The following is a 24,433-nucleotide window of genomic DNA, read 5'->3' on the forward strand; positions in this document are numbered from 1 at the left end:
CGGCAATGAATGGAATCAATCGCGCACCGAACCGCAACCCAGCCCTGCGCCGGGGCTTCGTCCGCAGATGGACATGGCTGCTGCTGGCCATGCCGGGCCTGGTCATGGCCCAGGCGGCCCCGGATTTCGGCGGCACCGACAGCAAGGTCACCGGCTTCCTGCAGAACATCAACGGCCTGCTCAACCTGGCGTCGATTGCGGTGGTGACCATCGCGGTGATCTTCGCCGGCTACCAGATCGCGTTCGCCCACAAGCGCATCTCCGACGTGGCGCCGATCCTCATCGGCGGATTCCTGATCGGGGCCGCGGCGCAGATCGCCAAGATGCTGGTGGGGGACACCGGCGGCGCGGTCGCCATGGTGATGCACGTGCTGCCAGCGCTGTATGCGTAAGGACGCGCTGTTCCGCGGCTGCACGCGACCGGCAATGATGATGGGCGTGCCCTACCTCCCGTTCTTCATGGGAGCGGGCACGTGCCTGCTGCTTGCGCTGTATCTCAACATGTTCTTCCTGCTGCTGGCGCCGCTGGTCATCGCGGCCATGCGCCAGATGGCGCGTCGTGACGAGATGATCTTCCGACTCCTCGCGCTGCGCTGGACGAGCAGGCTGCGCATCAGGAACCTGCGCCATCACCGCGGCATGTGGGTGTACTCGCCCAACGACCGCGGCGTGCGTCGACCAAGGTAACGCCGCAGACGCCGGCCGCAGGGCCGTCGTCGAAGCGGCCATCCAACCGAACCAGGCACACACCATGTTGGCTCCAGACGCCGCAATCGCGGACTTCATTCCATTTTCCACCCATGTGTCGCCTTCTGTCGTCAAGACGACTGGCGGTGACTACCTGCTCACGTGGCGACTGGAGGGCCTGCCCTTCGTCGGTCGCGACGAGTGGGACATCGATCATCGCCACGGCACTTTCAACCGCCTGCTGCAGACATTGCGTGCGCCCGACTTCTGCAATCTCGCGTTCTGGGTGCACGACGTCCGCCGCAAGCGTCGCATCGAAGACACCAGCGTCTTCCGGCAGCGCTTCAACCAGGAGCTGTCCGACGCCTATTTCGACGGACTCTCCAGCCAGAAGATCATGCAGAACGAGCTGTACATCACGATGATCTACCGACCCGTCGTCTCGGGCCGGCGCATGGTGGAGCGTTCATCGAGCATCGTCCGCCTGCAGTCCGAGCAGGAGCAGGCCATCGACAAGCTGCTGGAGTTGGCGCGCAACCTGGAGGCGGCGCTCAACGACTACGCCCCCTGTCGACTGGGCATGTACGAGGCCGCCAACGGCGTCGTCTTTTCCGAGACGCTGGAATTCTTCGGCTACCTGATCAACCGGCTCGACGAGCGCGTTCCAGTGCTCAACGCGCCGGTGACGGCGTACCTGCCGGTCAGTCGCCACATGTTTTCCGCAAGGACCGGCGACTTCGTGGTCAACACGCCGCATGGGGACAACCATTTCGGAGCCATGCTGAACATCCGCGAATACACCGACGGAACCTATCCCGGGATCCTCAACGGGCTGAAATACCTGGATTTCGAATACGTGATCACCCACTCCTTCAGCCCGATGGGACGCCAGGACGCGCTCAAGGTGCTGGACCGGACCAAGGGCATGATGATCTCGTCGGGCGACAAGGCCGTCAGCCAGATCGTCGAAATGGACCAGGCCATGGACCAGCTCGCGTCGGGCAATTTCGTCCTCGGCGAGTACCACTTCACCATGGCACTGTACGCCGGCGGGCAGGAGCAGCTGTCGCGCAACATCGCCGTCGCCCGCGCGGAACTGTCCAACGCCGGATTCGTCTCGACCAAGGAAGACCTGGCCATCGCCTCGTCGTTCTACGCGCAACTTCCGGGCAACTGGAAGCACCGCACCCGGCTGGCGAACGTCAGTTCGCTCAACTTCCTGGGCCTGTCGCCGCTGCACAACTTCGCGTCGGGCAAGAAGGACAACAATCCCTGGGGTCCCTGCGTGACCACGCTGCAGACGACCAACGGGCAGCCATACCACTTCAATTTCCACGCCACCCATCCAGCCGAGCGATCGCTGGGCGAGAAGGCGATCGGCAACACGATGGTCATCGGCAAGTCCGGCACCGGCAAGACGGCGCTGATCAATTTCCTGCTCAGCCAGGTGCAGAAGCTCGACCCCTGCCCGACCATCTTCTTCTTCGACAAGGACCGCGGCGCGGAGATCTTCGTGCGCGCGTGTGGCGGCAACTACCTGGCGCTGGAGAGCGGCAAGCCGACCGGGTTCAACCCATTCCAGTGCGAGAACACCAAGGCCAACCTGCAGTTCCTGGTCGAACTGGTGAAGGTCATGGCGGGAAAGCCCGCCTACACGCCGCGCGAGGAGGACGACATCTTCCGCGCCGTGGGCAACCTGCTCGACACGCCGATGCCGCTGCGCAACGTCACCAACCTGCAGAAGAGCCTGCCGAACATGGGTGACGACGGCCTGTTCGCGCGCCTGCGCAAATGGACGGCCGGCAATGGGCTGGGCTGGGTGTTCGACAATCCCGCCGACACCATCGACCTGGGCAAGGCCGCGATCATCGGCTTCGACTACACCGACATCATCGACAATGCCGAGGTTCGCGTACCAGTCGTCAATTACCTGCTGCACCGGCTGGAGGCGCTGATCGACGGGCGGCCGCTGATCTACGTGATGGACGAGTTCTGGAAGATCCTCGACGGCGGCGGCGGCCTGAAGGAATTCGCGCGCAACAAGCAGAAGACCATCCGCAAGCAGAACGGCCTGGGCATCTTCGCCACCCAGTCGCCCGAGGACGCGCTGGCGAGCGATATCGCCGCGGCGCTGGTCGAACAGACGGCAACCCTCGTGCTGCTGCCCAACCCCACCGCCAGTCGCGGCGACTACATCGACGGCCTCAAGCTGACCGAGGCCGAGTACCAGGTGGTGGTGAAGCTCGACGAGCGCTCGCGCTGCTTCCTGGTCAAGCAGGGCCACGGATCCAGCGTCTGCCAGTTGAACCTGGCCGGCATGGACGATGCGTTGGCAGTGATCTCCGCCTCGACCGACAACGTCGCGGTGTTGCGCGCGGTGATGGAGCGGCAAGCCGCCAGCGCGGGCGTGGCCATCGACAACCTGCGGCCAGAGCAGTGGCTGGCGCAGTTCCACGCGGCCCGCAAGGGAACCCGGGCGGTGAGCGCAGCGACATCGGATCCCGTCAGTCCTGCCCACGCGATGACACGCACCACTGCCGCATAGCGGGAACCCACGATTTCCAACCGGCCACATGGAGGTGACCAATGCAAGCACGCACATCGAATACCCGCCCGACACGCAGATCCGCACCCTGGTTCGCGGCGACCGCCATTGCCTTCTGCTGCGCGCTGAGTAACCCCGCAGGCGCGCAATGGGTGGTCACCGACCCGGGACACACGGCGCTCACCTACGCTGGCTGGATCGAGAACCTGATCTCCCAGGGCGAGCAGTACGCCAAGCAGATCGCGCAGTACCAGACCCAGGTGCAGCAATACGAAACACAGGTCCGGCAGTACGAGCAGCAGTACGTCAAGGGCGGCGTCACCAGGCCCGGGGCGATGGCGACACCGCAGTTCGCGCCCCGCGCGCTGGATGCCGGCCTGGCGCAACGCTGTCCGTCCGGGATGCGCTCGATGCTGGCCTCATCGGCAAGTGCGGAGAACTGCGCGATGATCGTCCAGACCGAGAACGCCCGCTACAACGCCATTGTCGGCGTGCTCAACCTGTCGAAGGATCGCGACCGCGAGCTGCAGAAGATCTACGCCGAGCGGGCCGACATCTCGCAGCAGGATGCCGGCGCGCTGCAGGCCAACAACAATCGGCTGCTGTCGATGCAAAGCCGCATGCAGATGGACATCCAGCAGGCGCGCAACCAGACCGACGGTTACGACCGCTTCCTCGAACTGCTCAAGGACGACCAGCGCATGATCGCCAACGGCACCCTTGATGGCGGCGGCCTGCTCGGCGGCGTGGTGCGAGGTGCCGCGCTGCACACGGCGCTCGACGCCGCCAAGCGATCGGATCGCTAGACGCGAACCCCGGTCGTGACGTTCCGCCAGCAATGGCGGAACGGTCGCCGGACCGGCCATCTGGCCTGCAAGGACGTGCGCGGCGCGTCCCGGGAGCCTCACCATGCACATGCTCGCAGCGCTGTGGCAGCTGGTCTTCGACGTGCTCCGCACGGCGGATCCGGGCGTACTCCACCTCCACATCCAGGCCGCGAACCAGCTCGCCGACCTGCAGTTCTTCCGTGAGATCAACAGTTTCCTGACGGGAGAGATCAACGTCTTCCGGGACAACCTGCTGGGCCGGACCGTCAGCCTCATCGGTGGAGCGGTGATGGCGCTGGTCACGCTGTGGATCATGGTCCAGGGCTACCGGATCGCGGTCGGTCAATCGCGCGATTCGATGATGGAGCTGGTGGTGCGCTCGATGCGGGTGACCCTGGTCGTCGGCCTTGCGACCGCCGCGGCGGCAGGCGGTGGCTCGATGTACCGCACGCTGACCGATGGGTTGAGCAGCGACGTCAGCCGCATGGTCACCGGCACCAACGAGGACGTCTACGATCGCGTCGACAAGTGCCTGGCCTACATGCAGGTGGCGCTGGCGAGCATCGATGCACTGGATGTCGCCGATGACCCGATCCTCAACGAGAAGAAGGACCGCGACATGTGGTTTGCCGGCATCGGCACGGGCGGCCCCGCGTTGATGGCAGGCACGATGTTGCTGCTCAACAAGATCGCGATGGCGCTGTTCGTCGGGCTCGGCCCTCTGTTCATCCTGTGCCTGCTGTTCGACCAGACCAGGGGGTTGTTCGGTCGCTGGCTCTACTACGGGCTGGGAACGATGTTTTCGCTCGCCGTGCTGAGCGTCATGGTGACGCTGGCGACGGACATGGTCATCGCCGTGGCCGCCGCCTTCTGGACCAGTTCGCTGCTGGGTGCGGGCCCCGACGGTGTCAACAGCATGGCCCTGCAGCAGGGTGGGTTGGGAGTGGTGCTGACGATGCTGATCCTCACCGCGCCGCCGATGGCGGCGATGTTCTTCCAGGGCACCATGGGCAGCTTCGTCCCGTATTCGCAATTCGGCGGTGGCGCGACCGGCCGCGCGTTCCATCCGGGACCGCAAGGCCAGCCGCCCGGCGCGTATCAGCGGACCCCAAGCGCATTGCAGCCAGCGGTGGAACCAGGAGCAGGCCGATCTCCGGCGACGGCCTATGCGCACCAGGCCGCTTCTTACCGCCCATCGGGCCAGCCGGGTCAGGCCGACGCCATCAAGTCGTCGACCTCGTAAGCCACCGGGCGGTGGTGGATTGACCGAGCAGTCGGTTCGTGACGCGGGCGCGGCACGCACCGGCGCATAGTCCAGTCGATCAAGGCACGAAGGGCAGCGCCATGCCGGACGCACACGACTACAACGCGATGTTGCGCGTGGCCATCGACGAAGCGCGCCGAGGCTTGGCCGAGGGTGGAATCCCGATCGGCGCAGCGCTGTTCACCGCGCAAGGCGTGCTGCTCGGCTCCGGCCACAATCGCAGGATCCAGGAGAACGACCCCTCCATCCATGCGGAGACTGACGCCTTCCGCAAGGCAGGACGGCAACGCGGTTACCGCGACACGGTGATGGTGACGACGCTGGCGCCTTGCTGGTATTGCAGCGGGCTCGTGCGTCAGTTCGGCATCGGCACCGTCGTCATCGGCGAATCCGTGAACTTCCCGGGCGGCATCGCGTGGCTGCGGGAGAATGGCGTGGTCGTGCTGGACCTCGCGTCACCGGAATGCGTGGAGATGATGCGGGACTACATCAGCCGCAATCCCGCCATCTGGAGCGAGGACATCGGGCAGGAATAGCCTCACCGCCCGGGTCGGCCGTCCCCGTTGCTTACAATGGCCACCATGCCCGGTATCGCCGCGATTCCCGCTGACGCCATCCGCCTCTCCGTCGCCCCGATGATGGACTGGACGGATACGCATTGCCGCGTCTTCCATCGCATCCTGGCGCCGCATGCGCGCCTGTACACCGAAATGGTCCACGCCAATGCGGTGATCCACGGCGACCGCTCCAAGCTGCTGGCGCTGGATCCGGTCGAGCATCCGGTCGCATTGCAGCTGGGCGGCAGTGATCCCGCCTTGCTGGCGCAGGCGGCGCGCATCGGCGCCGATACCGGCTTCGACGAGATCAACCTCAACGTCGGATGCCCGTCCGATCGCGTGCAGGCGGGGCGCTTCGGCGCCTGCCTGATGCGCGAGCCAGGCCTGGTTGCCGACAGCGTCGCGGCGATGATCGCGGCATGTCCGGTGCCGGTGACGGTGAAGTGCCGGCTCGGCATCGACGACGACGAGCACTACGAGGTCTTCAGCGCGTTCGTCGATCGTGTCGCCGACGCCGGCTGCGGCCTGTTCGTCGTGCATGCGCGCAATGCCTGGCTGAAGGGCCTGTCGCCGAAGGAAAACCGCGAGGTCCCGCCGCTGCGTTACGACTGGGCCTACCAACTCAAGCGCGAGCGGCCTGGGTTGTCGGTGATCGTCAATGGCGGCATCGCCACACTCGAGGATGCCACCGCGCACCGCGCGCACACCGACGGCGCGATGCTCGGCCGCGCCGCCTACCACGACCCCTACCTGCTGCATCGCATCGACGTGGCCTGGTTCGGTGGCCAGTTGCGCAGTCGCGAGGAACTGTTGCGGTCCATGCGTCCGCACATCGACGCCTGGCTGGCGCAGGGCATCGCGCTCAAGCACGTCACCCGACATCTGCTCGGCCTGTTCCATGGCGAACGTGGCGGGCGCGCGTTCCGCCAGGTACTGAGCGAAGGCGCGCACAAGCCGGGCGCCGACTGGAGCCTGCTCGAGGCCGCCCTGGCGCCGACGCAATCGCAGCCGAGCCTGGCGGCGTGATCACGCGCGATCCGTCGGCGTTCCTCGCCGTCGCGCGAACGCTCGCGCCGGACTTCGGACCGGCTGTCGCGCGCGCGGCATTCCTCGTGGCTCCCGACGGGTTCCGGATGGCGGAACAATCGGCCAGCGACAACCGTTACATGGCGGCCGCGGCTGCATTCGACCCGGTACGGGCCTCGCAGCAGCACCGCACGTTGCAGCGCGCACTGTCGACCGAATTGCCAACCGTGTGCTTCGCCGGGGACGAGGCCACGCCCGATGCGCTGTTCCCGAACAATGTGTTCGCGACGGCGCCGGGACGCCTCGTCATCGGCCGCATGCGGCATCCGGTGCGGCAGCGGGAAGCCGGACGCAGCGACATCCGTGGTTTCTTTCGCGACGTCCTCGGCTACGCGCAGGTCGACCTGTCGACGCAGCCGCATCCCTGCGAACTCACCGGTGCGATGGTCATCGATCGCGCCCGCGGCATCGGCTGGTGCGGGTTGTCCGAGCGCTGCGACGAAGCCGGCGCAGGCCTCATGCACGCGGCCTTCGGCTTGCGCGCGACCTTGCTGTTCGACCTGGCGCCGGGCGAATACCACACCAACGTGGTGCTGGCCGTACTGGCGGGGCGCGCCGCGCTGGTCTGCGCGGATGGCTTTGCCAACCCTGCCGTCGTCGCGACCCTGGCCGCGATCTACGGGCCGCATGCGATCGTGCTGTCGCCGGCGGAACAAGCCGCCTTCGCCGGCAATGCCATTGCCCTGTCCGGTGGCAGCGCCTGGATGAGCGCGACCGCCGATCGCGCCCTTGGCGGCGACACTCGCGCCGCACTGGCCGCTGCCGGCTTCGTCGTACGTAGCGTCGAACTGGATGCGATCGAGGCCGGCGGCGGCTCACTGCGCTGCTGCGTGGGCGAGCTGTTCTGACCGAATTCCACCCGGCATCTGAACCCAGCCCCTGCATCAACCGGAAAAGTTAAGGACGGATTCACCGCTGCATCCCAACAATCACCGCCACGCCCCGACCCATTGCTCTTCGCTGGGCCCACCTGGAACCGTCCATGCCACTGCGCCGCTCACTGCCGCCTCGCCTCATCGCTGCCTTGCTGGCGGCCATGAGCGCGACTGCCCTGGCCGCGCCTCCCGTCGGGCCGCCGCCTTCCCCACCCCAGCGCGCCCCACACCAGCGCGACGTCCCCATGCACAGCGACGATGCGTTGTCGGACAGCGTGCGCCGCGTCGAGCGGAGTACGCGCGGGCAGGTTCTCAGTGCCGAGCGGGTCCCTTTCGACGGCCGTGACGTCAACCGGATCAAGACGGTCGACGAACATGGACGGGTGCGCGTCTTCATGGTCGATCCATCCGATGCCGCCCCGCCGCGCGGCCAAAACGGGCCTACACGCGGCAACGACGACTGAATAGGGCACCCTATTGCAGTGTGGCCGCCCCGCGGCCTGGCCTTCTGGAGTGACCCATGCGTATCTTGCTCGTCGAAGACGAAGCCCCACTGCGCGAGACCCTGGCCGCGCGACTCAAGCGCGAAGGCTTTGCGGTGGATGCCGCCCAGGATGGCGAAGAGGGCCTGTACATGGGCCGCGAGGTGCCCTTCGATGTCGGCATCATCGATCTCGGCCTGCCCAAGATGTCGGGCATGGAGCTGGTGAAGGCGCTGCGCGACGAGGGCAAGCAGTTCCCCGTGCTGATCCTCACCGCCCGCTCGAGCTGGCAGGACAAGGTCGAGGGGCTCAAGCAGGGCGCCGACGACTACCTGGTCAAGCCATTCCATGTGGAGGAGCTGCTGGCCCGCATCAATGCGCTGGTCCGGCGTGCCGCCGGCTGGAGCAAGCCGACGCTGGAATGCGGACCGGTGGTGCTGGACCTCGCCGCGCAGACGGTGAGCGTCAACGGCAGCAACGTCGACCTCACCAGCTACGAATACAAGGTGCTCGAGTACCTGATGATGCACGCCGGCGAGCTGGTGTCGAAGGCCGACCTGACCGAGCATATCTACCAGCAGGACTTCGACCGGGATTCGAATGTGCTGGAAGTCTTCATCGGCCGTCTGCGCAAGAAGCTCGATCCGGACGGCAGCCTCAAGCCGATCGAAACCGTCCGTGGCCGCGGCTACCGCTTCGCGATCCCGCGGACCGAGGAGTGAGGTCCAGCGGGCGGGCACGGCGGATGCCGCGCCGCTCGCCATGGGGATACGGGGCGCCGCGCACGTGACGCGATGTGCAGCGCTGCGCACAAGGCGCCGGATCGATGGTTGAACGTCAGCCGCTGCTGCGATGGCAGCCACGCTCGCTGCAGTCGCGGCAACTGCTCGCGGCCAGCATCGGCCTGGTCGCCTTCCTCGCGCTGGCCGGCTTCGCGTTGGATCGCGCCTTCGTCGACGTCGCCGGGCAAGGCCTGCGCGATCGTCTCAAGGCCTATGCCTTCACCTATGCCGGCGGCATCGAGTTTGCACGCGACGGCTCGCTGATTCCGCCCGAAGTCCCGCCCGACGGGCGCTTCGACCGTCCCGGAAGCGGCCTCTACGCCGACGTCGAATTGCCGAATGGCCATTGGATCTCCGGCTCGGCGCGCGGCCCACAACTGCCGCGTGGCGAGGTGCTCGCCGGTCGCGAGGAAGTCTTCGACGGGCCGCTGCACATGACCAGGAGCAATGGCGCGCCCGGCGAGGTCTACCGCTATGGCATCGGCCTGGTCGACGCGACGCGCAGCGACAGCCCGGAATTCCCGTACACGATCTACATCATGGAAGACGCCGGCACGCTGCCGCGGCAGGTGCGCATCTTCCGCCAGGCGTTGTGGGGTTACCTGGGCATCGCCGGCGCCGTCCTGCTGCTGTTGCAGGCGGTGATCCTGCGCTGGAGCCTGCGTCCGTTGCGACGCGTGATCGCCGAACTCAAGCGGGTGCAGCGCGGCCAGATCGCACGCATGAGCGAGCGCCACCCGCGCGAACTCGAACCGCTGACCGAAAGCATCAATGCGTTCGTGGAAAGCGAGCGCGAGAACCTCGATCGCCAGCGCAACACCCTCGCCGACCTGGCGCACAGCCTGAAGACGCCGCTGGCGGTGTTGCGCACGCGACTGGATAGCGGCACCAGCGAGCCGGAACTGCGCGAGGAAGTCGAGACGCAGTTGCGTCGCATGAACGACCTCGTCGGCTACCAGCTCGCGCGGGCGGCATCCGGTGGCCACAAGCTGTTCGCCGCGCCGATCGCCATCGAGCCGCATGCCGAGCAGATCGTGCGCGGGCTGGAAAAGATCTATGCCGCCAAGGGCGTCGTCTGCGAGTTCGAGATCGACCCCGACACCCTGTTTCACGGCGAGCCCGGCGACCTGCAGGAGTTGCTCGGCAACCTGCTCGAGAACGCCTTCAAGTGGGCGCGCTCACGCGTGCTGCTCACCATCCAGCCCGGCGCGACGGCACCCGGGCGTCGGCCAGGCGTGTNNCGCGCCCGACCAGATCGCGCACGTCCTGCAGCGTGGCGTGCGCGGCGACGAACGCGTGCAGGGCCATGGTATTGGCCTGGCGATCGTGCAGGACATGGTGCGCAGTTATCGCGGCGAACTCACCGTGGGCGCATCGAAGGAACTGGGCGGTGCGCGATTCGAGGTCACGCTGCCGCCGGGCCTGTGAGCCGGCAACGCCCGCATTGCGGACGTGGTGTCCGGCTCGACGACCAGCTCAGCGGAACATGCCCGGGAGGAAGCTGTGCCAGCGCGGAGTACGCGAGCCGCCATCGTCGTCGCCGGAGCGGAACAGTGGCGGTGTCTTGACCTTCGCGTGTGCCGTGGTCGAGTCGTGCTTCGCCGGCGTCGGGGCTGGCGTGGCGATGGCCGGGCTGTCGGCGAGCGCGCCGCCATCGCCGTTGGGGCCATGCATGCGCACGTCGCGTGCGTTGGCCATGGAGCTCAGGCCAAGCAACAGCAGGCAAACGACGGTTCGGTTCATGACGACACTCCAGGGCCACCCATGGGACGCGAGGCGACAGCGCACTATATAGCGTGGATGCACGAAGAGCTCGGCGGGTTGCATGCTGCGACGCAGCAGACAGCGGCCGGATGATCCGGCAGACTCCCGGCGATGCCCGTCCGACCGCCTGCCACGCATTCCAGCAGCCTTGCGCCGATGCATGACCGCGACCTGCTGCTGCGGCTGCTGCGCGGACCTGCCGGCGGGGCCGTATTGGCCGGTGATGGCGGCCTGACCCGGGCTGCCGTCTGGAAGCGGATTGCCGCGCTGCGTGCGGCCGGCGTGGCCATCACCGCCCAACCTGGCCAGGGCTATGCCCTGGCGCAACCGCTGGAGCTGCTGTCCGCCGACGCCATCCGTGAACGATTGCCGCCCCACCTGCGGCCGCAGCTGGCGGCGCTGGACGTGGCCTGGTCGCTGGATTCGACCAATTCCGAACTGCTGCGCCGATCAACGCCGCCCCAGGGTTCCGCCGTGCTGCTGGCCGAGCGCCAGACCGGCGGTCGCGGCCGGCGCGGGCGCAACTGGGCCTCGCCGCTGGCGGCCAACGTCTATCTGTCGCTGGCGCGCCTGTTCTCCGGCGGCCTGGCCCGCCTGCCCGGCCTGAGCCTGGTGGCCGGCATCGCCACCGCCGAAGCCCTGCACGCGTCCGGATTCACCAACGTCCGACTGAAGTGGCCGAACGACCTGGTCGTCACGGAACCGGCCGGTTTGCGCAAACTCGGTGGACTGCTGGTGGAAGGCGGCGGGGAACACGCGGGCCCGGCGCGGGCGGTGATCGGCCTGGGACTCAACGTCCGCATGCCGCCGGCCTTCGCCGCGGACATTTCGCAAGCCTGGACGGACCTCGCGTCGATGGGCGGCACCGCGCCGTCGCGCAACACGCTGGTCGCCAGCGTGCTGGCGCACTGGCTGCCAACGCTTGCGCAGTTCAATGAGCAAGGGCTGCGGCCCTTCCTCGACCGCTATGCCCGGTTCGACGCGCTGGCCGGACAGGATGTCTCGGTGCACGGCGCCGATGGCGTGCAACGCGCCCACGCGATCGGCATCGCGGAGGACGGCGCATTGCGCCTTCGCATCGATGGCCGCGAACAACGGGTGTACTCGGGCGACGTCAGCGTGCGTACCGGATGAGTACCTGGCTGTTCGACCTGGGCAACAGCCGCTTGAAATTCGCCGCACCGGGCGATGGCTCGGTCGGCGGGATCCACCATGTCGACCATGACGGCAGCCGATTCGCCGACGGCTGGGAGCAGCAGCTGCCGCCCCGCTTCGACACCGCGTGGATCGCGAGCGTCGGCGCGCCGGGTTTGACCACTGCATTGGTCGACGGGTTGTGCTCGCGCTGCCGGCGTGTCTCGTTCGTGCGCACGCAGCGCAGCTTTGGCGGCGTCCGCATTGCCTACGCCGACCCGGCGCGACTGGGCGTCGACCGCTTTCTCGCGTTGCTGGCCGCGCACGCGCGCGCTAGCGGCCCATCGCTGGTGGTTGGCGTCGGCACCGCGCTCACCATCGACCTGCTCGATGCCGATGGCGTGCATCGCGGCGGCCGCATCGCGCCCTCGCCCACGCTGATGCGCGACAGCCTGCATGCGCGCGCGCCACAACTGCCCGCGCGCGGCGGCAGCTACGCAGCATTCGCCGACGAGACCGCATCGGCACTCGCGTCGGGTTGCGAGGGCGCGGCGCTGGCATTGATCGCGCAGAGCATGCAGGCGGCAACCGCAATGCTGGGCACCACTCCGCGGGTCCTGTTGCACGGTGGCGGCGCGCCGGCGCTGCTGCCCGCATCGGGCGACGCAATAATCGCGCCCGCACTCGTGCTCGAAGGTCTTGCGTTGTGGGCACGGGCCCTGGATCCCGCCGATGGTCATCGCACGCATGGCTAGAATGCCGACCATGCTCATTCGCGCATCGATCGTCCTGCTGGTGATGCTCAACCTTGGCGTCGCCGCCTGGTGGATCTTCCGACCGGAGCCGACGGTTCCGGCCGCCACCTCGACCTCGCCACGGCCGCCGCGCCTGCAGCTCGCCAGCGAGCGCGCCGCCACCACGCCCGCTCCGGCTGGCACCGCGGCCCTCGTCCAGCTGGCCACCGCGGCGACAGCGACATTGCCATCGACGCCTGTCTCCGCTGCGGCGGCCAGCCAATGCTTCACGCTGGGCCCATTCGTCGACGACGCCGCGGTGTCAGCCGCGCGCGGACGCCTGCAGCCACGCGTCACCCGACTGCAGGTGCGCCAGGCGCCAACCGCAGGCCGTGGCTGGCGCGTGTGGCTGCCGTCGCTGGCCGACCACGACGCGGCCGTCGCGATGGCGGCACGGATCGATGCAGCCGGGTTCAAGGATTACTACATCGTGCCGACAGGGTCGGAGGCCAACAGCATCGCGCTGGGACGATTCGGCAACGAGGAATCGGCCACACGCCAGCAAGCCGCGCTCGCGGCAGCCGGTTTTCCGGCACAAGCCGGGCCGCTGGGGACGGTGACGCAGTGGATCGACGTGATGGGCAACGCGGGCCTGGATGCCGCGTCCCTGCGCAGCACGACTGGCGCGGCACAGGCGCGTGCGCTGGATTGCGCGAAGCTCGCCGCCGGCGCACCCGGCAATTCCCCGCGCTAGAATGCGCACCCGCGTCGCGCGGTCGTGCCGGCATAGCTCAGTTGGTAGAGCAACCGCCTTGTAAGCGGTAGGTCCCCAGTTCGAATCCGGGTGCCGGCACCATGAGGTCGCTTCAGGCCCTTTTCGCCACGGCCCGACGTTGCGGTGAAACCCGCTGGACGTGGGTTTTTGTTCCCACGGCGACGCAACCGCGCGCATGCGCTCGAAGGTTACATACGCACGTTGGCAGGCCGATCGACTGGCCAGCTGGAACGAATGCCAACAGCCAGCGCCGCGCCGTTACGCATCAAAGCGTCCCGCTCGCTCCAGCAGTGCGCGACGCGCTGGTGCAATCATTTCCCTTGATGGCCCAGGACACGACATGGGCTCCGGAAGTATCGAAAACAGTCGTGCAGAACCATGCCTTCGAGTAGTCCGCGTGGCTGCCGGTCTTGTTCGGCAAGGGTGCGAACTGCTCGACCCGCGAGGACGTGTAAACGAGAAACCTGTGGCCGTTCGAGTCGAAGACTTCTGCTGGCGTGCCCCAGGATTTGATCAGGTCGACATCCGAACGCCCCTTCCATGCATCAAGCGAATCCTTGTACTTGCCGGTCGTCGCGCAGGCCGCCATGCCGCAACACATCATCGCCAGCAACGACACATGCAGGTGCTTTCCAATCTGGCTCCGGAGCATCGCGGGGATCCTTTGTCGTCGGGCGCTTCCTGGACCGGAAGTATTGGCTACCGCGCCAACGACCACAAGGACAGTGCAATGCCGATTCCTGCGCGCGAGGAGGACGGCACCTTCGCCATCGTGATCAACGTCACCGCGATCGCTGCGATCCGGTGCAGCCGGTCCGCATGACGGGGCGGGGTCCCCGGACGCCGTCTCCGGCAGCGGCATCCAGCGGGGAAATTCCGCCTGCGCCGCAACTCGACAGAGGTTCCAGAAAGGCACGAAGTTCAAGCCCCTTTCTGCACATTCTCCATGCGGCGGGAAGCGCGATAATCGGGGTCAGGACATGACTGCGGCATGCAGCGGCCATGACACGTTTTTCCAGCCGCTCCGATGGAGTCCCCCATGGAAAAGCAGCAGAACACCCCACCCCCGAACGCCATGCCGTGGCCAACCACCCAAGGTGCCGGGCGGCGCCATCGCGCCGGCGACTGGACATTGCGCGATGAAGAGATCGCGCTGTTCGATGCGCTGGTCCACGACGTGCATCCTGCCGCCCCGCGCGTCGACGCGGATCGCGTGGCCCAGCTCTCGCGATGGCTGCTCTCCCTGCCGGAGGCGGATGCGCGCAAGGTGCTTGACGAACGCCTGTCCCGGATCGAGGAACTGCGGCGCATGGTTGCCGATCCCGACTGGGATTGCGCCGGGCGGGATCGCGTCAACGTCGACAAGATGCTGGCTTACCTGGACCAGACCGAGAACCTGATCCCGGACCGCATCCCCCTGCTCGGCAAGCTCGACGACGTGATCCTGCTGGAACTGACGTGGCCCGCGTTGTCGGCGGAAACGGACGAGTACGAGGACTTCTGTCGCTATCGCGATGCCGAGCATCCCGGGGGAACCGGCACTGAGCAACGCGCCGCCTGGATCCAGGATCGCCTCGCGGCGCTGGCACTCGCTCGGCACCAGCAACGGGTGAGCGACAGCACCTACGCCGAAAGCGGCCGACCCAGCGAACCGTTCAAGATCGGCGGTTGAATATCCCGGCGGCAGATCGCCGGGCCTGCATTGCCGGCCGGGTCATCGCGACTGGTGCTGCGTGCGTCATGGCTGTGCGCCATGCACGGTTGCCACGATCGTCAGCGGATCGCCGACCGCACCTCGGCCGCGGTGACTTCCCGTGATTGCTGTCCCGCCATCAGGCGCTCGACGGCCACCTCCTGCATCGAACCGATCGCGGCTTCCCAGGCGGCATTCCAGATCAACTGCGCCTGCAGCGGCTGGCAGTCGCCGCCATCCTTGCGATACCACTTGGCGAATTCGCGATCCCTGTGCATGGTGATCCTCTGGCGACGCTCCCACCGGAGCGACATGCGTCCGGAAAATCCCCCCTGCAGCGCAGTCATCCGCCCTGCGGCATTCGCTGCGAGCCGGGCAGGCCTATGGTGACGCTGGCTTCTTCGCTGCGTGTGCTGAATCCCATTCCTGCGCGGAGACGAAGCCGTCCTGGTTGATGTCCATCTTGGCGAAACGTGCGCGCGCGATGTGGGCATGCTCGGCTGCGTTGACGACACCGTCGTGATTGGCGTCCAGCGCGGCGCCTGCGCCCAGGACGGGATGCGCATCGCCATTGCCTGCATCAGCCGGCCTGCTGTGCGCGGCCTGCATCTCGGCCGAGGACACGCGGCCGTCATGGTCGGTGTCCAGGCGCTCGAACAGCGCCTGCGCTACGGCGGCATTCTCCGCGGCGGTCGCGGCGCGCTCATCGCCGGAGGTCTCGGCCACACCCAAGGCCAGGCGTGCTGTGCGCATTTCGTCGGCTGTCAGCTTGCCGTCGTGGTTGACATCCATCCGATTGAAGGTGGCCTGCTCGGCCGCCGCATGCTCCTGCAGGGAGATGCGGCCGTCGTGGTTGCTGTCCATGTGCTGGAACATCGGGTTGGCCTGTCCCCAGGCGCTTGCGGAAGCTGCCAGGCCGGCCAGAACCAGGAACATCATGGTGCGACGGGGGGCATGCATTGCGTGGCAACTCCGATGGTGGATCGATCCGCCCAGATTAATGCGGCCGCGTGACCGGCGCATTAACGCCAGCGTCGGGCCGGGGGGATCGGTTCATCCGGTGCGGCGCCTGCAGTTCACCTGGACGCCCCGCATCACCGGCACCTGCTAGCGTGGAGCGCCACCCCGGAGTGCCTGCATGCGCCTGCTCGTGCTGATCTGCTCGCTGCTCATGCCGCTGGTTGCCTGGTTCTCGCAGCGGGGGGCCTTTGGCCCGACCAACGGGGCCGTGTCCGATCGCTACCCGACGCTGGTCGTCGCCGCCGGATACGCGTTCGCCATCTGGGGCCTGATCTTCCTGCTCGATATCGCCTATGGCATCCGGCAATCGTCAGCGTCGCGCCGCGCCGATGCGACCCTGGCGCGGATCGCGCCATTCGCGGCCGCCGGTTTCGCCCTGACGGCTGCATGGATGCCACTGTTCTCGATGGGCCTGTTCTGGTTGTGCCTGCTGGTGATCGCCGCCGCGCTGGCGTGCCTGCTGCACTGCACGCTGGTGCTCGCGCGCGCGCAGCCGTCGCCGGCGTGGGCAAACGTCCCCCTGTCGCTGCACGCGGGCTGGCTCGCGCTGGCTGCATTCCTCAACCTGGCGCAGGTCATCGTCGCCTACCAGTTGTTGCCCACGCAGCAGATGCTCGGCTGGAGCCTGGCACTGTTCGCGCTCGCGGCCGCCCTGCTGCTGGTGCTCAACGCCCGGATGCGCGGCAACGTCGTGTTCGTCGCGGCCGCCGCGTGGGCGCTGGTCGCCGTGTACGTGAAGCAGTCGCAATGGCAGCTGCCGGGCGCCAGCGTTGCCGCATGGGTGGCGCTGGCCATCGTGCTGCTGTTGATGGTGCAGCTGCTGTGGCTGCGAACGCGTTCGCGGCGCGTTGCAGACGACCCGTCCGTCGCCAGTCGCTAGCGAATCGGGCTGGCGTCAGCCAGCGCCGGTGCGCACCTCGATCGCCAGCGCAGCGGCGACCACCCGCATTCCCTCGTCATCGCGGGCCAGGGTGATCCAGCCGGCGGTGGCATCGGTACCGGTGTCCCACGTCCACAACGTGTAGCCGTGTTCGCGCAGTCGGTCGAAGGCGACCGCGACCAGCGCGCCCACGTCGGTGCGCGCGAGGAAGTCGTCGTCGGTGGGATCTTCCACCCCCCAGTCCACCCGCAGGTTCCAGCGTGCGGTGAGCTCGGCGATGGCATCGATGAAGGTGGCGACATCGTCGTCGGCGACATGGAATCCCGCCTTCCAGTCGATGATGTCCTTGAGCAGGTCGAGCGGTTCGGCGCCTTCATCTTCGGCGGATGCCTCCTGCCATGCGGTGAACTGCTGGAGCGCGGCGTCCTCGTCGGCAGGATTGATCAGCAGCAGCAGCTGCCACACCAGCGCCTCGACCGTGGCATCGTCGTCCGGCTCTTCCATGCCGCTGGCGAAAAAGCCGTTGGCGAAATTGTCGTCCGGATCGAATTCGATATCAGGGCTGGTCATGCCGCCACTCCGCGCTGAAGGGAAAAGGTAGCAGGGACGTGCGCAGACGCACCCGCATGCGACAGCATGGCACTCTGCCCCGACCCGATCCCTCACATGCCAGCCATGCCCACTGCCTTGCTCTGGTTTCGCAACGACCTGCGCCTGGACGACAACCCGGCGCTGCAGGCGGCGCTGGCACGCGGATTCCGCTTGCTGCCGGTCTACGTGCACGCGCCGCGGGAGGAAGGCGACTGGGCGCCGGGCGCGGCTTCCAATGCGTGGCGCGCACGGTCGCTGGTCGCGCTGGATGCCGCGCTGCGGGCGCGCGGCAACCGCCTGCATTGCGCACGCGGCGACAGCCTGGAGGCGCTGCGCGGGATTGCGAAGGCCAGCGGCGCCGAAGCGGTGTTCTGGAACCGTCGCTACGAGCCGGCCATCGAAGCGCGCGATGCCGCGATCAAGCGCGCGCTGCGCGGCGATGGGCTGCATGCGGAAAGCTTCAACGGCAGCCTGCTGCGCGAGCCCTGGGACGTGCAGACGCAACAGGGCGATCCCTACCGCGTGTTCACCGCGTACTGGAAGACCGCATCGTCGACGCGCGGTGCCTTGCGGACCAGCACGGCGCCGCGGGTGCTGCCGGCGCCGGACGCGCCGCTGCCGCACACGGCGGGGCCGCAGTCGCTGCCGTTGCTTCCCGCCTCCCGCTGGGACGCGGGATTCCACGACGATGCGACACCCGGCGAGGCCGGCGCGATGCATGCGCTGCGCCGATTCATCGACACCGGGCTGGCCGACTATGCCCAGGCGCGCGACGTCCCCGGCCGCGACGGCACCTCGCGGCTGTCGCCACACCTGCATTTCGGCGAAATCTCGGTGCAGCGGGTGGTCGCGGAGGTGGAGGCAAGCACTGCGCCGCCAGCGGCCATTGCCGCCTTCGTCCGCGAACTGGGCTGGCGCGAGTTCGCCTACCACCTCATGCACCACTTTCCGCACACGGTGGAGCGCAACCTCAATCCGCGCTTCGACGACCTGCAGTGGGCCAAACCCGACCCGGGCCTGCTCACGGCCTGGCAACAGGGTCGCACCGGCATCCCGATCATCGATGCCGGCATGCGCCAGCTCTGGCACGCCGGCTGGATGCACAACCGCGTGCGCATGCTGGTCGCCAGCCTGCTGACCAAGAACCTGCGCATGCACTGGAGCCTGGGTGCGCGCTGGTTCTGGGACACGCTCGTGGATGCCGACCTGGCCAGCAACACGCTGGGCTGGCAATGGGTGGCGGGCACCGGCGCCGACGCGGCGCCGTACTTCCGCATCTTCAATCCGGTGCTGCAGGCGCAACGCTTCGACGCCGATGGCGCCTACGTGCGCCGCTGGCTGCCTGAACTGGCCGGGCTGCCGGATGCGGTGCTGCATGCACCATGGAAGCAGCCCGCGTTGTTGCGACAGCATGCACCGCGCTATCCGCGCGAGCCGGTGGTGGACCTGGCCGCGAGCCGGGAGATGGCGCTCGCTGCCTACCAGGCCCTGCGCCAGCGCTGATACCGGGCTACTGCCGTCCCACGTCCAGCGTCGCGTGTCCGCCGGCGTCCACGCGGATCGTGTAGAGCGCGTCGTAATCGTCCTCGCCCAGCGCCGCGACGCGGCAGCTGCACAGGGCGGCGACCAGCGCGGGAACGGTGTTGCTGTGACCGACGACCAGGACTGTCCCCCGATGATGGCGCGCACGCAGCGTCGCCGCGAAATCCGACGGTGCGATGGCCGGATCGTAGGTGCTCACCGAGATGCCGTGTGTCGCCGCCACCGCCTGCGCGGTCTGTTGCGTGCGCCGGAATGGCGTTGCATACGCCGCCGTCAGTGGGCTCGTGGACAGGCGCAGCGCCAATGCCTGCGCACGCGCCCGGCCAGCCGCGCTCAGGGGTGGATCGCGGCTGCCATCGTCGGCTTTCTCCGCGTGGCGCACGACGGTGAAGGTCGTGGCCGCATCCGGCGCCTGCACGCCCGCACAACCCGCCAGGAGCAGCACAGACAAGCAGCAGGCAATGATCAGGCGCATCGCGGAGAACCCCGGTCGCGGCTATCGACGCAGCCTACGCGACCGCGCTGCGTCGATGCGACGACCGCCAAGGTCGCCGCATCGATCGGCAATCGAGACGGGCTCGTTACCGTGGCTTGTCCATGGCGTGGCCGGCCTGCATTTCCGCCTTCGTCAGGTAGCCGTCGTGGTTGGCGTCCATGCGCGTGAACATCGCCTGCGCACCGGCAGCGAGTTCGGCGGAGGTGATCCTGCCGTCGTGGTTGGCGTCCATCGCCTGCATGTGCGCGTGCATGCGGGCGCGCATCGGCATGTCGCCCTTGTCGTCGGCACCCATCTTCATGCCCGCCATGCCGCCCTTGTCGCCGGCACCCATCTTCATCCCCGCCATGCCGCCCTTGTCGCCGGCACCCATCTTCATCCCCGCCATGTCGTGGCCGCCCATCGCCTGGCCGTGGCCGGCCTGCATTTCGGCCGCGTTGATCCTGCCGTCATGGTTGGCGTCCATGCGGGCGAACATCGCGCTCGCGGCGGCGGCGTGTTCGGCTGCGGTGATCTCGCCATCATGGTTGGCGTCCATGCGCGACATCATGTCGTGCATGCCATGGTCGTCGGCATCATCGCCGCCATGCCGCCAGCCGTGCCCGGAGGTCATCTCGTCGGCGGTGATCGCGCCATCCTTGTTGGCGTCCATGCGCACGAACATCGCCTGCACGCCAGCGGCATGCTCCTGCGCGGAAATGCGGCCGTCGTTGTTGCCGTCCATGCGCTGGAACATGCCATCGCCCTGGCCCCATGCGGCGCCGCACAGCGCGAGGGTGCCCATCAGGGAAAACAACATCGTATGGCGAAGGTTGCGGTTCATGGAGAGCTCCTCGAAAGTGTCGGCGCAGCCTGCGCCGCGAAGGGTGAGTGGTTCGTTAATGGGCGGCGGGTTGCACGATGCAGGTGCCGGGGCGGGCGTTGCGCGCGCCTGGCTGCGGCTACCCGGCCTTGCCGAGTGCCTCGAGGACCTGGCGCACGTCGTCGTCCTGCTGCTCGCCGAACTCCAACCCGAAGTGATCGGTGGCCACGCGCGCGACGCGCGCCTGCATCACGATCGGCATGTCGCTCGACGGCAGGAACAGGATCTTCAGGTCCGCGCCGTGAACCGGCGACCAGCCGGGGAAGGCGGCGACGCGGACGCCGCCGGGGGATATATCGAGGACATGGGTGTCGTGGCCGTGCCCGTTGGGCGTGACGACAACGGCGTCCATGACATTCAAGCGCGGGTGCCGCCGCTGTTCGATGGACGCTTCCATGGGCCGATGGTAGACCATCGGCCGCTGCGCCCATGTCACCGGACGTTGACGTTGCCCAGGGTCAGGGGATGTCCCTTGAGACGCCAATGTCGGCGGGAATGCCGCCGCGCGCGGCGAGCTTGATGGCCGGCTGTCCCGCCGCCTGCAATGCGGCATCCAGTGCTGGCAAGGCCTCTGCCTTGATCCGCGTCCATTGCTGCAGGGCGCGTTCCAGTCGCGCGGCGTACTCGGCATGGACGGCGCGCTGCGGCGCCGTCGGTGCACGATCCGAATTTTCCAGGTCGACTTCCAACGCGGTCAACTCTCCGCCGATCGCCGACATGTTCAGCGGCGCCTGTTCGCCTTCGCCGTCCACCAGTGGCGACAGCGTCGTGGTGAACGCCTGCACGGCGCCCGCCAATGCCGGGGCCAGCGGCGTCTTCGCGCCCAGTGCCTGCACTTGCTTGCTGGCGGCCTGGATTTCCGCGTTGGCAGCGGCTTCGCGCGCCATGGCCGCGGCGATGTCGGCCGACAGCGCCAAGGCCTGGGTCACCGCCGCCGGATCCACCGGGACACGCGGATCGGCGACGACATCCAGCGACGTGCGCTGCTCATGCCCGTTCGCCTTGAGCACCAGTGTGTAGCGTCCGGGCGCCACCAGCATGCCCTCGGGCAACAGCGTCGCCTCGTCGCCGTCGATCGCGGCGATGCTGTAGCCGTAGGCATCGGCGCGTGGGCGCGGCATCCGCAGGTTCCAGAAGAACCGGTGCGCACCGGCACTGCCGGCAAGCCGCTGCGGCGTGCCCAGCCAACGCTCCTCGAAGTAGCGTTCGGCCGGCAACGCCGGCGTTGCATCGTCGCTCGAGAACTGCTGCACCTGGTTGCCGGCGGCATCGAGGATGCGCAGCGTCACCGGACCCTTCGCATCGCTGGCGAGCCAGTAGTCGATCGCCGCGCCATCGGGTGGATTGCGGCCGGCCGGCTCCTCGCGCGGCAGCGGCGTGTCGCGGTTCTGGTTGCCGCGCAGGCGCACGGCGGCGTCGGGGCGGAACAGGTGCACGGGCTCGCGCACGACCGCGCCGTCGAGTTGGCGCAGCGGCGCCAGTGAATCCATCAGCCAGATCGAACGTCCCTGCGTGGCCACGACCAGGTCGTCGCCGTGCACCAGCAGGTCGGTGACGATGCTGCTGGGCAGGTTGCGTTGCAGCGACTGCCAGTGGTCGCCATCATCGAACGACACCCAGACCCCGCGATCGGTCCCCGCGTACAACAGGCCGCGCTGCTTCGTGTCGGCGCGCACCACGCCGACGAAGTGGCCATCGGGCAAGCCGGCACCGATCGGCGCCCACGTCCTGCCGTCGTCGTGCGTGCGCCAGGCCATCGGCCGGAAATCGTCGGCGCGGTGGTTGTCCACGGCGATGTAGGCGGTGGCGGGATCCAGCGCCGACACGTCCACCGTGCTGATCTTCGACCACGTGGGAACACCGGCCGGCGTCACGTCCTGCCATTGCGCGCCGCCGTCGCGCGTCATCTTGACGCGGCCGTCGTCGGTGCCGAGCCAGATCCGGTCGTTGTCGCGCGGCGACAGGCCGATGCTGAAGATCACGCCGTAGCCGCAGGCGCGCGCGCCTTCCGGCGGCTGGTCCTTGTCGCAATCGCCGCGCGCGGGATCGCGCGGAGCGACGTCCGGGCTGACGACCGTCCACGTCGCGCCCTGGTCGAGCGAACGGAACAACACCTGCGCGCCCTGGTACAGCGGATACGGCGCCACGCCGGAAACCGCGATCGGGGTGATCCAGGTGTAGCGGTATTTCGCGGCGATCGGCCGCGCGCCATAGGTCGACACCGGCCACGGCGAGATGTTCTGCACTTCGCCGTTGCGCGCATCCCAGCGCGACAGTCGGCCGCCGAGGCCGGAGCCGTAGACGATGTCCGGATTGCGCGGATCGGGGATGTCGTAATCACGCTCGTCCGCGCCGACCGGATGCCAGTCGCGCGAGGTGATCGCGCCGTAGTCGGTGCGGCTGGCGATGGCGACGGTGCCGTTGTCCTGCTGCCCGGCATAGATCCAGTACGGGAACCGGTTGTCCGTCGCCAGGTGATAGAGCTGGCCGGTTGGCTGGTTGTACCAGCTGCTCCAGGTGGCGCCGCCATCGACGGTGACGACCGTGCCCTGGTCGGAGCCGGTGATCATCCGCTGCGGATTGGTCGGGTTGATCCAGATGTCGTGGTAATCGTCGCCGCCTGGCGAGCCCTTGATGATGTCGCAGCGGCTGCCGCCGTTGCTGCAACGACGGATCGAGCGCCCCATCGCGAACACGGTGTCGGGATCATTCGGTGCGACGGCCAGTCGCGAGAAGTAGGCGTTGACCAGTTCGCCGTCGTCGTTGACGCGTTGCCAATGCCCGCCCGCGTCGTCGGAGCGATACAGGCCACCGGTTTTTTCCGCGTCGACCACGGCGTAGACGCGCGTGCCTGTCGCGGTATGCGTTGCCGCCAGGCCGATGCGTCCGAGCTTGCCGCCTGGCCAGCCGCCGCCGGACAGGCGCGTCCAGTGCCGCCCGCCATCAATGGATTTGAAGATGCCGCTTTCCTGGCCGTAATCGGGCGTGAAGTAGCTCATCCATGGCCGGAAGCGCACCTGCCACACCGATGCGAACACGACGCTGGAATCCGCCGGATCGGCGACGACATCGACCGCGCCGGTATCCGCGCTCACGAACAGCGTCCGGCTCCAGGTCCTGCCGCCGTCGTCGGAACGAAACACGCCGCGCTCGTCGTTGGGCCCGAACACATGTCCGAGCGCCCCCACCAGGACATGGTCCGGATTGGCCGGATCGACCCAGATCGAACCGATGTGGCGCGTGTCCTTCAGCCCGATCGATGTCCACGTCCTGCCTGCATCGGTCGACTTGAAGACGCCTTCGCCGGCGGCGACGTCATAGCGCGTGGTGATCTGTCCGGTGCCGACGTAGATGACGCGCGGATCCGATGGCGCCACGGCGATTGCGCCGACCGACGCCGGCCCCTGGTCGAAGATCGGCATCCACGTGCGGCCTGCGTCCAGCGTCTTCCAGACGCCGCCGCCAGCCGCGCCGAAGTAGAACGTGTCGGGCTGCGCGGGCACACCCGTGACCGCCGTGCCCCAACCCGCGCGATGCGGTCCGATCAGGCGCCAGCCCATGCCGCCCAGCGCAGCGGGCTTGACCGGTCCGGCAACTGGCGCGGCGGTAGTGGACACCGTGGCGAAGGCCGGCGATGCGAACGACAGGGCGAGCGCGATGGCCAGCAACGGCCTGCTTGTGGGTACGGGCATGGATGCGGTTCCGGACGGGACGCTGGCAGTCTACCGCTCGCCACCTGCGCCGGTTTGCCGCATTCAGTCGCGCCGATGTGCTGACGCTCCCGCGACTGCGGGTGGCGCAGTCCGCTCGCACGCGTGGTTCCATTGCGGTACAACC

At 67.9% G+C, this 24,433-nt stretch carries 26 protein-coding genes, 1 tRNA gene and 1 pseudogene; 19 read left to right on the forward strand and 9 right to left on the reverse strand.

The features are described 5' to 3' along the window. Nucleotides 1-5 precede the first annotated feature (5 nt). The 11 genes and pseudogenes from GST15_RS11460 (at nucleotide 6) to GST15_RS11510 (ending at nucleotide 10,533) form a co-directional block, all read left to right on the forward strand. Nucleotides 6-392, forward strand: a complete 387-nt coding sequence (locus GST15_RS11460; RefSeq protein WP_159017412.1) for a TrbC/VirB2 family protein — start codon at nucleotides 6-8, stop codon at nucleotides 390-392. Further along, entirely contained in the window at nucleotides 385-687 is a 303-nt protein-coding gene (locus tag GST15_RS11465; protein ID WP_159017413.1) for a VirB3 family type IV secretion system protein, read from the forward strand. The genes GST15_RS11460 and GST15_RS11465 overlap by 8 nt, the downstream gene beginning before the upstream one ends. A gap of 64 nt (nucleotides 688-751) precedes the next feature. Continuing rightward, nucleotides 752-3,232, forward strand: coding sequence for a VirB4 family type IV secretion/conjugal transfer ATPase (locus tag GST15_RS11470; RefSeq protein ID WP_159017414.1), 2,481 nt, complete (start codon nucleotides 752-754; stop codon nucleotides 3,230-3,232). 41 nt (nucleotides 3,233-3,273) lie between these two features. Further along, on the forward strand, nucleotides 3,274-4,038 hold the full coding sequence (locus GST15_RS11475) for a hypothetical protein (RefSeq protein WP_159017415.1): 765 nt from the start codon (nucleotides 3,274-3,276) through the stop codon (nucleotides 4,036-4,038). 103 nt (nucleotides 4,039-4,141) lie between these two features. Continuing rightward, the gene (locus GST15_RS11480; protein ID WP_159017416.1) at nucleotides 4,142-5,302 is read left to right on the forward strand and encodes a TrbL/VirB6 family protein; all 1,161 of its coding nucleotides are present in this window, start codon (nucleotides 4,142-4,144) and stop codon (nucleotides 5,300-5,302) included. 101 nt (nucleotides 5,303-5,403) lie between these two features. Beyond that, nucleotides 5,404-5,859, forward strand: a complete 456-nt coding sequence (locus GST15_RS11485; protein WP_159017417.1) for a nucleoside deaminase — start codon at nucleotides 5,404-5,406, stop codon at nucleotides 5,857-5,859. Between the two features lie 45 nt (nucleotides 5,860-5,904). After that, nucleotides 5,905-6,906 carry a tRNA dihydrouridine(20/20a) synthase DusA gene (gene dusA, locus GST15_RS11490; protein ID WP_159017418.1) on the forward strand — a complete coding sequence of 334 codons (1,002 nt, stop codon included), beginning with the start codon at nucleotides 5,905-5,907 and terminating at the stop codon, nucleotides 6,904-6,906. Then, nucleotides 6,903-7,814 (forward strand): arginine deiminase-related protein, encoded by a 912-nt coding sequence (locus GST15_RS11495; protein WP_159017419.1) that lies wholly within the window; start codon nucleotides 6,903-6,905, stop codon nucleotides 7,812-7,814. The genes dusA and GST15_RS11495 overlap by 4 nt, the downstream gene beginning before the upstream one ends. Before the next feature lie 134 nt (nucleotides 7,815-7,948). Continuing rightward, entirely contained in the window at nucleotides 7,949-8,305 is a 357-nt protein-coding gene (locus GST15_RS12895) for a hypothetical protein (protein ID WP_233263168.1), read from the forward strand. Nucleotides 8,306-8,361: 56 nt separating this feature from the next. Beyond that, nucleotides 8,362-9,045, forward strand: coding sequence for a response regulator transcription factor (locus tag GST15_RS11505; RefSeq protein ID WP_159017420.1), 684 nt, complete (start codon nucleotides 8,362-8,364; stop codon nucleotides 9,043-9,045). Nucleotides 9,046-9,149: 104 nt separating this feature from the next. Continuing rightward, a pseudogene (locus tag GST15_RS11510) lies at nucleotides 9,150-10,533 on the forward strand (ATP-binding protein). Nucleotides 10,534-10,581: 48 nt separating this feature from the next. Here the strand turns inward: GST15_RS11510 and GST15_RS11515 are convergent. Then, nucleotides 10,582-10,848 (reverse strand): hypothetical protein, encoded by a 267-nt coding sequence (locus GST15_RS11515; protein ID WP_159017421.1) that lies wholly within the window; start codon nucleotides 10,846-10,848, stop codon nucleotides 10,582-10,584. 177 nt (nucleotides 10,849-11,025) lie between these two features. Here GST15_RS11515 and birA point away from each other — a divergent pair, with 177 nt between their 5' ends. The 4 genes from birA (at nucleotide 11,026) to GST15_RS11535 (ending at nucleotide 13,593) form a co-directional block, all read left to right on the forward strand. After that, a complete protein-coding gene (birA, locus tag GST15_RS11520; RefSeq protein ID WP_159017422.1) occupies nucleotides 11,026-12,003 on the forward strand; it encodes a bifunctional biotin--[acetyl-CoA-carboxylase] ligase/biotin operon repressor BirA in 978 nt (325 codons plus the stop codon). Beyond that, on the forward strand, nucleotides 12,000-12,758 hold the full coding sequence (locus GST15_RS11525) for a type III pantothenate kinase (protein WP_159017423.1): 759 nt from the start codon (nucleotides 12,000-12,002) through the stop codon (nucleotides 12,756-12,758). The genes birA and GST15_RS11525 overlap by 4 nt, the downstream gene beginning before the upstream one ends. A gap of 10 nt (nucleotides 12,759-12,768) precedes the next feature. Further along, a complete protein-coding gene (locus tag GST15_RS11530) occupies nucleotides 12,769-13,491 on the forward strand; it encodes an SPOR domain-containing protein (RefSeq protein ID WP_159017424.1) in 723 nt (240 codons plus the stop codon). A 26-nt stretch (nucleotides 13,492-13,517) separates the two neighbouring features. Next, nucleotides 13,518-13,593 (forward strand) — tRNA-Thr (locus GST15_RS11535). Between the two features lie 184 nt (nucleotides 13,594-13,777). On the opposite strand, the gene GST15_RS11540 is transcribed toward GST15_RS11535, so the two are convergent. Then, the gene (locus GST15_RS11540; RefSeq protein WP_159017425.1) at nucleotides 13,778-14,131 is read right to left on the reverse strand and encodes a hypothetical protein; all 354 of its coding nucleotides are present in this window, start codon (nucleotides 14,129-14,131) and stop codon (nucleotides 13,778-13,780) included. On the opposite strand from GST15_RS11540, the gene GST15_RS11545 reads away from it, so the two are divergent. Both GST15_RS11545 and GST15_RS11550 read left to right on the forward strand, forming a co-directional pair. Further along, entirely contained in the window at nucleotides 14,132-14,335 is a 204-nt protein-coding gene (locus tag GST15_RS11545; RefSeq protein ID WP_159017426.1) for a hypothetical protein, read from the forward strand. A 216-nt stretch (nucleotides 14,336-14,551) separates the two neighbouring features. Then, nucleotides 14,552-15,184, forward strand: a complete 633-nt coding sequence (locus GST15_RS11550; protein WP_159017427.1) for a YkvA family protein — start codon at nucleotides 14,552-14,554, stop codon at nucleotides 15,182-15,184. 101 nt (nucleotides 15,185-15,285) lie between these two features. On the opposite strand, the gene GST15_RS11555 is transcribed toward GST15_RS11550, so the two are convergent. Beyond that, nucleotides 15,286-15,483 carry a hypothetical protein gene (locus tag GST15_RS11555; RefSeq protein ID WP_159017428.1) on the reverse strand — a complete coding sequence of 66 codons (198 nt, stop codon included), beginning with the start codon at nucleotides 15,481-15,483 and terminating at the stop codon, nucleotides 15,286-15,288. A 103-nt stretch (nucleotides 15,484-15,586) separates the two neighbouring features. Then, complete coding sequence (locus tag GST15_RS12815) at nucleotides 15,587-16,144, reverse strand: EF-hand domain-containing protein (RefSeq protein WP_199268768.1); 558 nt, start codon at nucleotides 16,142-16,144, stop codon at nucleotides 15,587-15,589. Between the two features lie 199 nt (nucleotides 16,145-16,343). Between GST15_RS12815 and GST15_RS11570 the strand changes: the two genes are divergently transcribed. After that, complete coding sequence (locus tag GST15_RS11570) at nucleotides 16,344-17,105, forward strand: hypothetical protein (protein ID WP_159017429.1); 762 nt, start codon at nucleotides 16,344-16,346, stop codon at nucleotides 17,103-17,105. Nucleotides 17,106-17,120: 15 nt separating this feature from the next. Here the strand turns inward: GST15_RS11570 and GST15_RS11575 are convergent, their stop codons facing one another. After that, complete coding sequence (locus GST15_RS11575; RefSeq protein ID WP_425482240.1) at nucleotides 17,121-17,675, reverse strand: DUF6630 family protein; 555 nt, start codon at nucleotides 17,673-17,675, stop codon at nucleotides 17,121-17,123. 105 nt (nucleotides 17,676-17,780) lie between these two features. Here GST15_RS11575 and GST15_RS11580 point away from each other — a divergent pair, with 105 nt between their 5' ends. Further along, nucleotides 17,781-19,199 carry a cryptochrome/photolyase family protein gene (locus GST15_RS11580; protein ID WP_159017430.1) on the forward strand — a complete coding sequence of 473 codons (1,419 nt, stop codon included), beginning with the start codon at nucleotides 17,781-17,783 and terminating at the stop codon, nucleotides 19,197-19,199. Nucleotides 19,200-19,206: 7 nt separating this feature from the next. On the opposite strand, the gene GST15_RS11585 is transcribed toward GST15_RS11580, so the two are convergent. From GST15_RS11585 to GST15_RS11600, 4 genes are all read right to left on the reverse strand, one after another. After that, complete coding sequence (locus GST15_RS11585; protein ID WP_233263180.1) at nucleotides 19,207-19,683, reverse strand: phosphoglycerate mutase family protein; 477 nt, start codon at nucleotides 19,681-19,683, stop codon at nucleotides 19,207-19,209. Nucleotides 19,684-19,819: 136 nt separating this feature from the next. Then, nucleotides 19,820-20,557, reverse strand: a complete 738-nt coding sequence (locus GST15_RS11590; protein WP_159017432.1) for an EF-hand domain-containing protein — start codon at nucleotides 20,555-20,557, stop codon at nucleotides 19,820-19,822. Nucleotides 20,558-20,675: 118 nt separating this feature from the next. Beyond that, nucleotides 20,676-20,993, reverse strand: coding sequence for a PilZ domain-containing protein (locus GST15_RS11595; protein WP_159017433.1), 318 nt, complete (start codon nucleotides 20,991-20,993; stop codon nucleotides 20,676-20,678). Between the two features lie 61 nt (nucleotides 20,994-21,054). After that, the gene (locus GST15_RS11600; RefSeq protein ID WP_159017434.1) at nucleotides 21,055-24,288 is read right to left on the reverse strand and encodes a WD40/YVTN/BNR-like repeat-containing protein; all 3,234 of its coding nucleotides are present in this window, start codon (nucleotides 24,286-24,288) and stop codon (nucleotides 21,055-21,057) included. Between the last annotated feature and the right edge of the window lie 145 nt (nucleotides 24,289-24,433).

The sequence above is a fragment of the Cognatiluteimonas profundi genome, assembly GCF_009792795.1.
Classification (GTDB): domain Bacteria; phylum Pseudomonadota; class Gammaproteobacteria; order Xanthomonadales; family Xanthomonadaceae; genus Cognatiluteimonas; species Cognatiluteimonas profundi.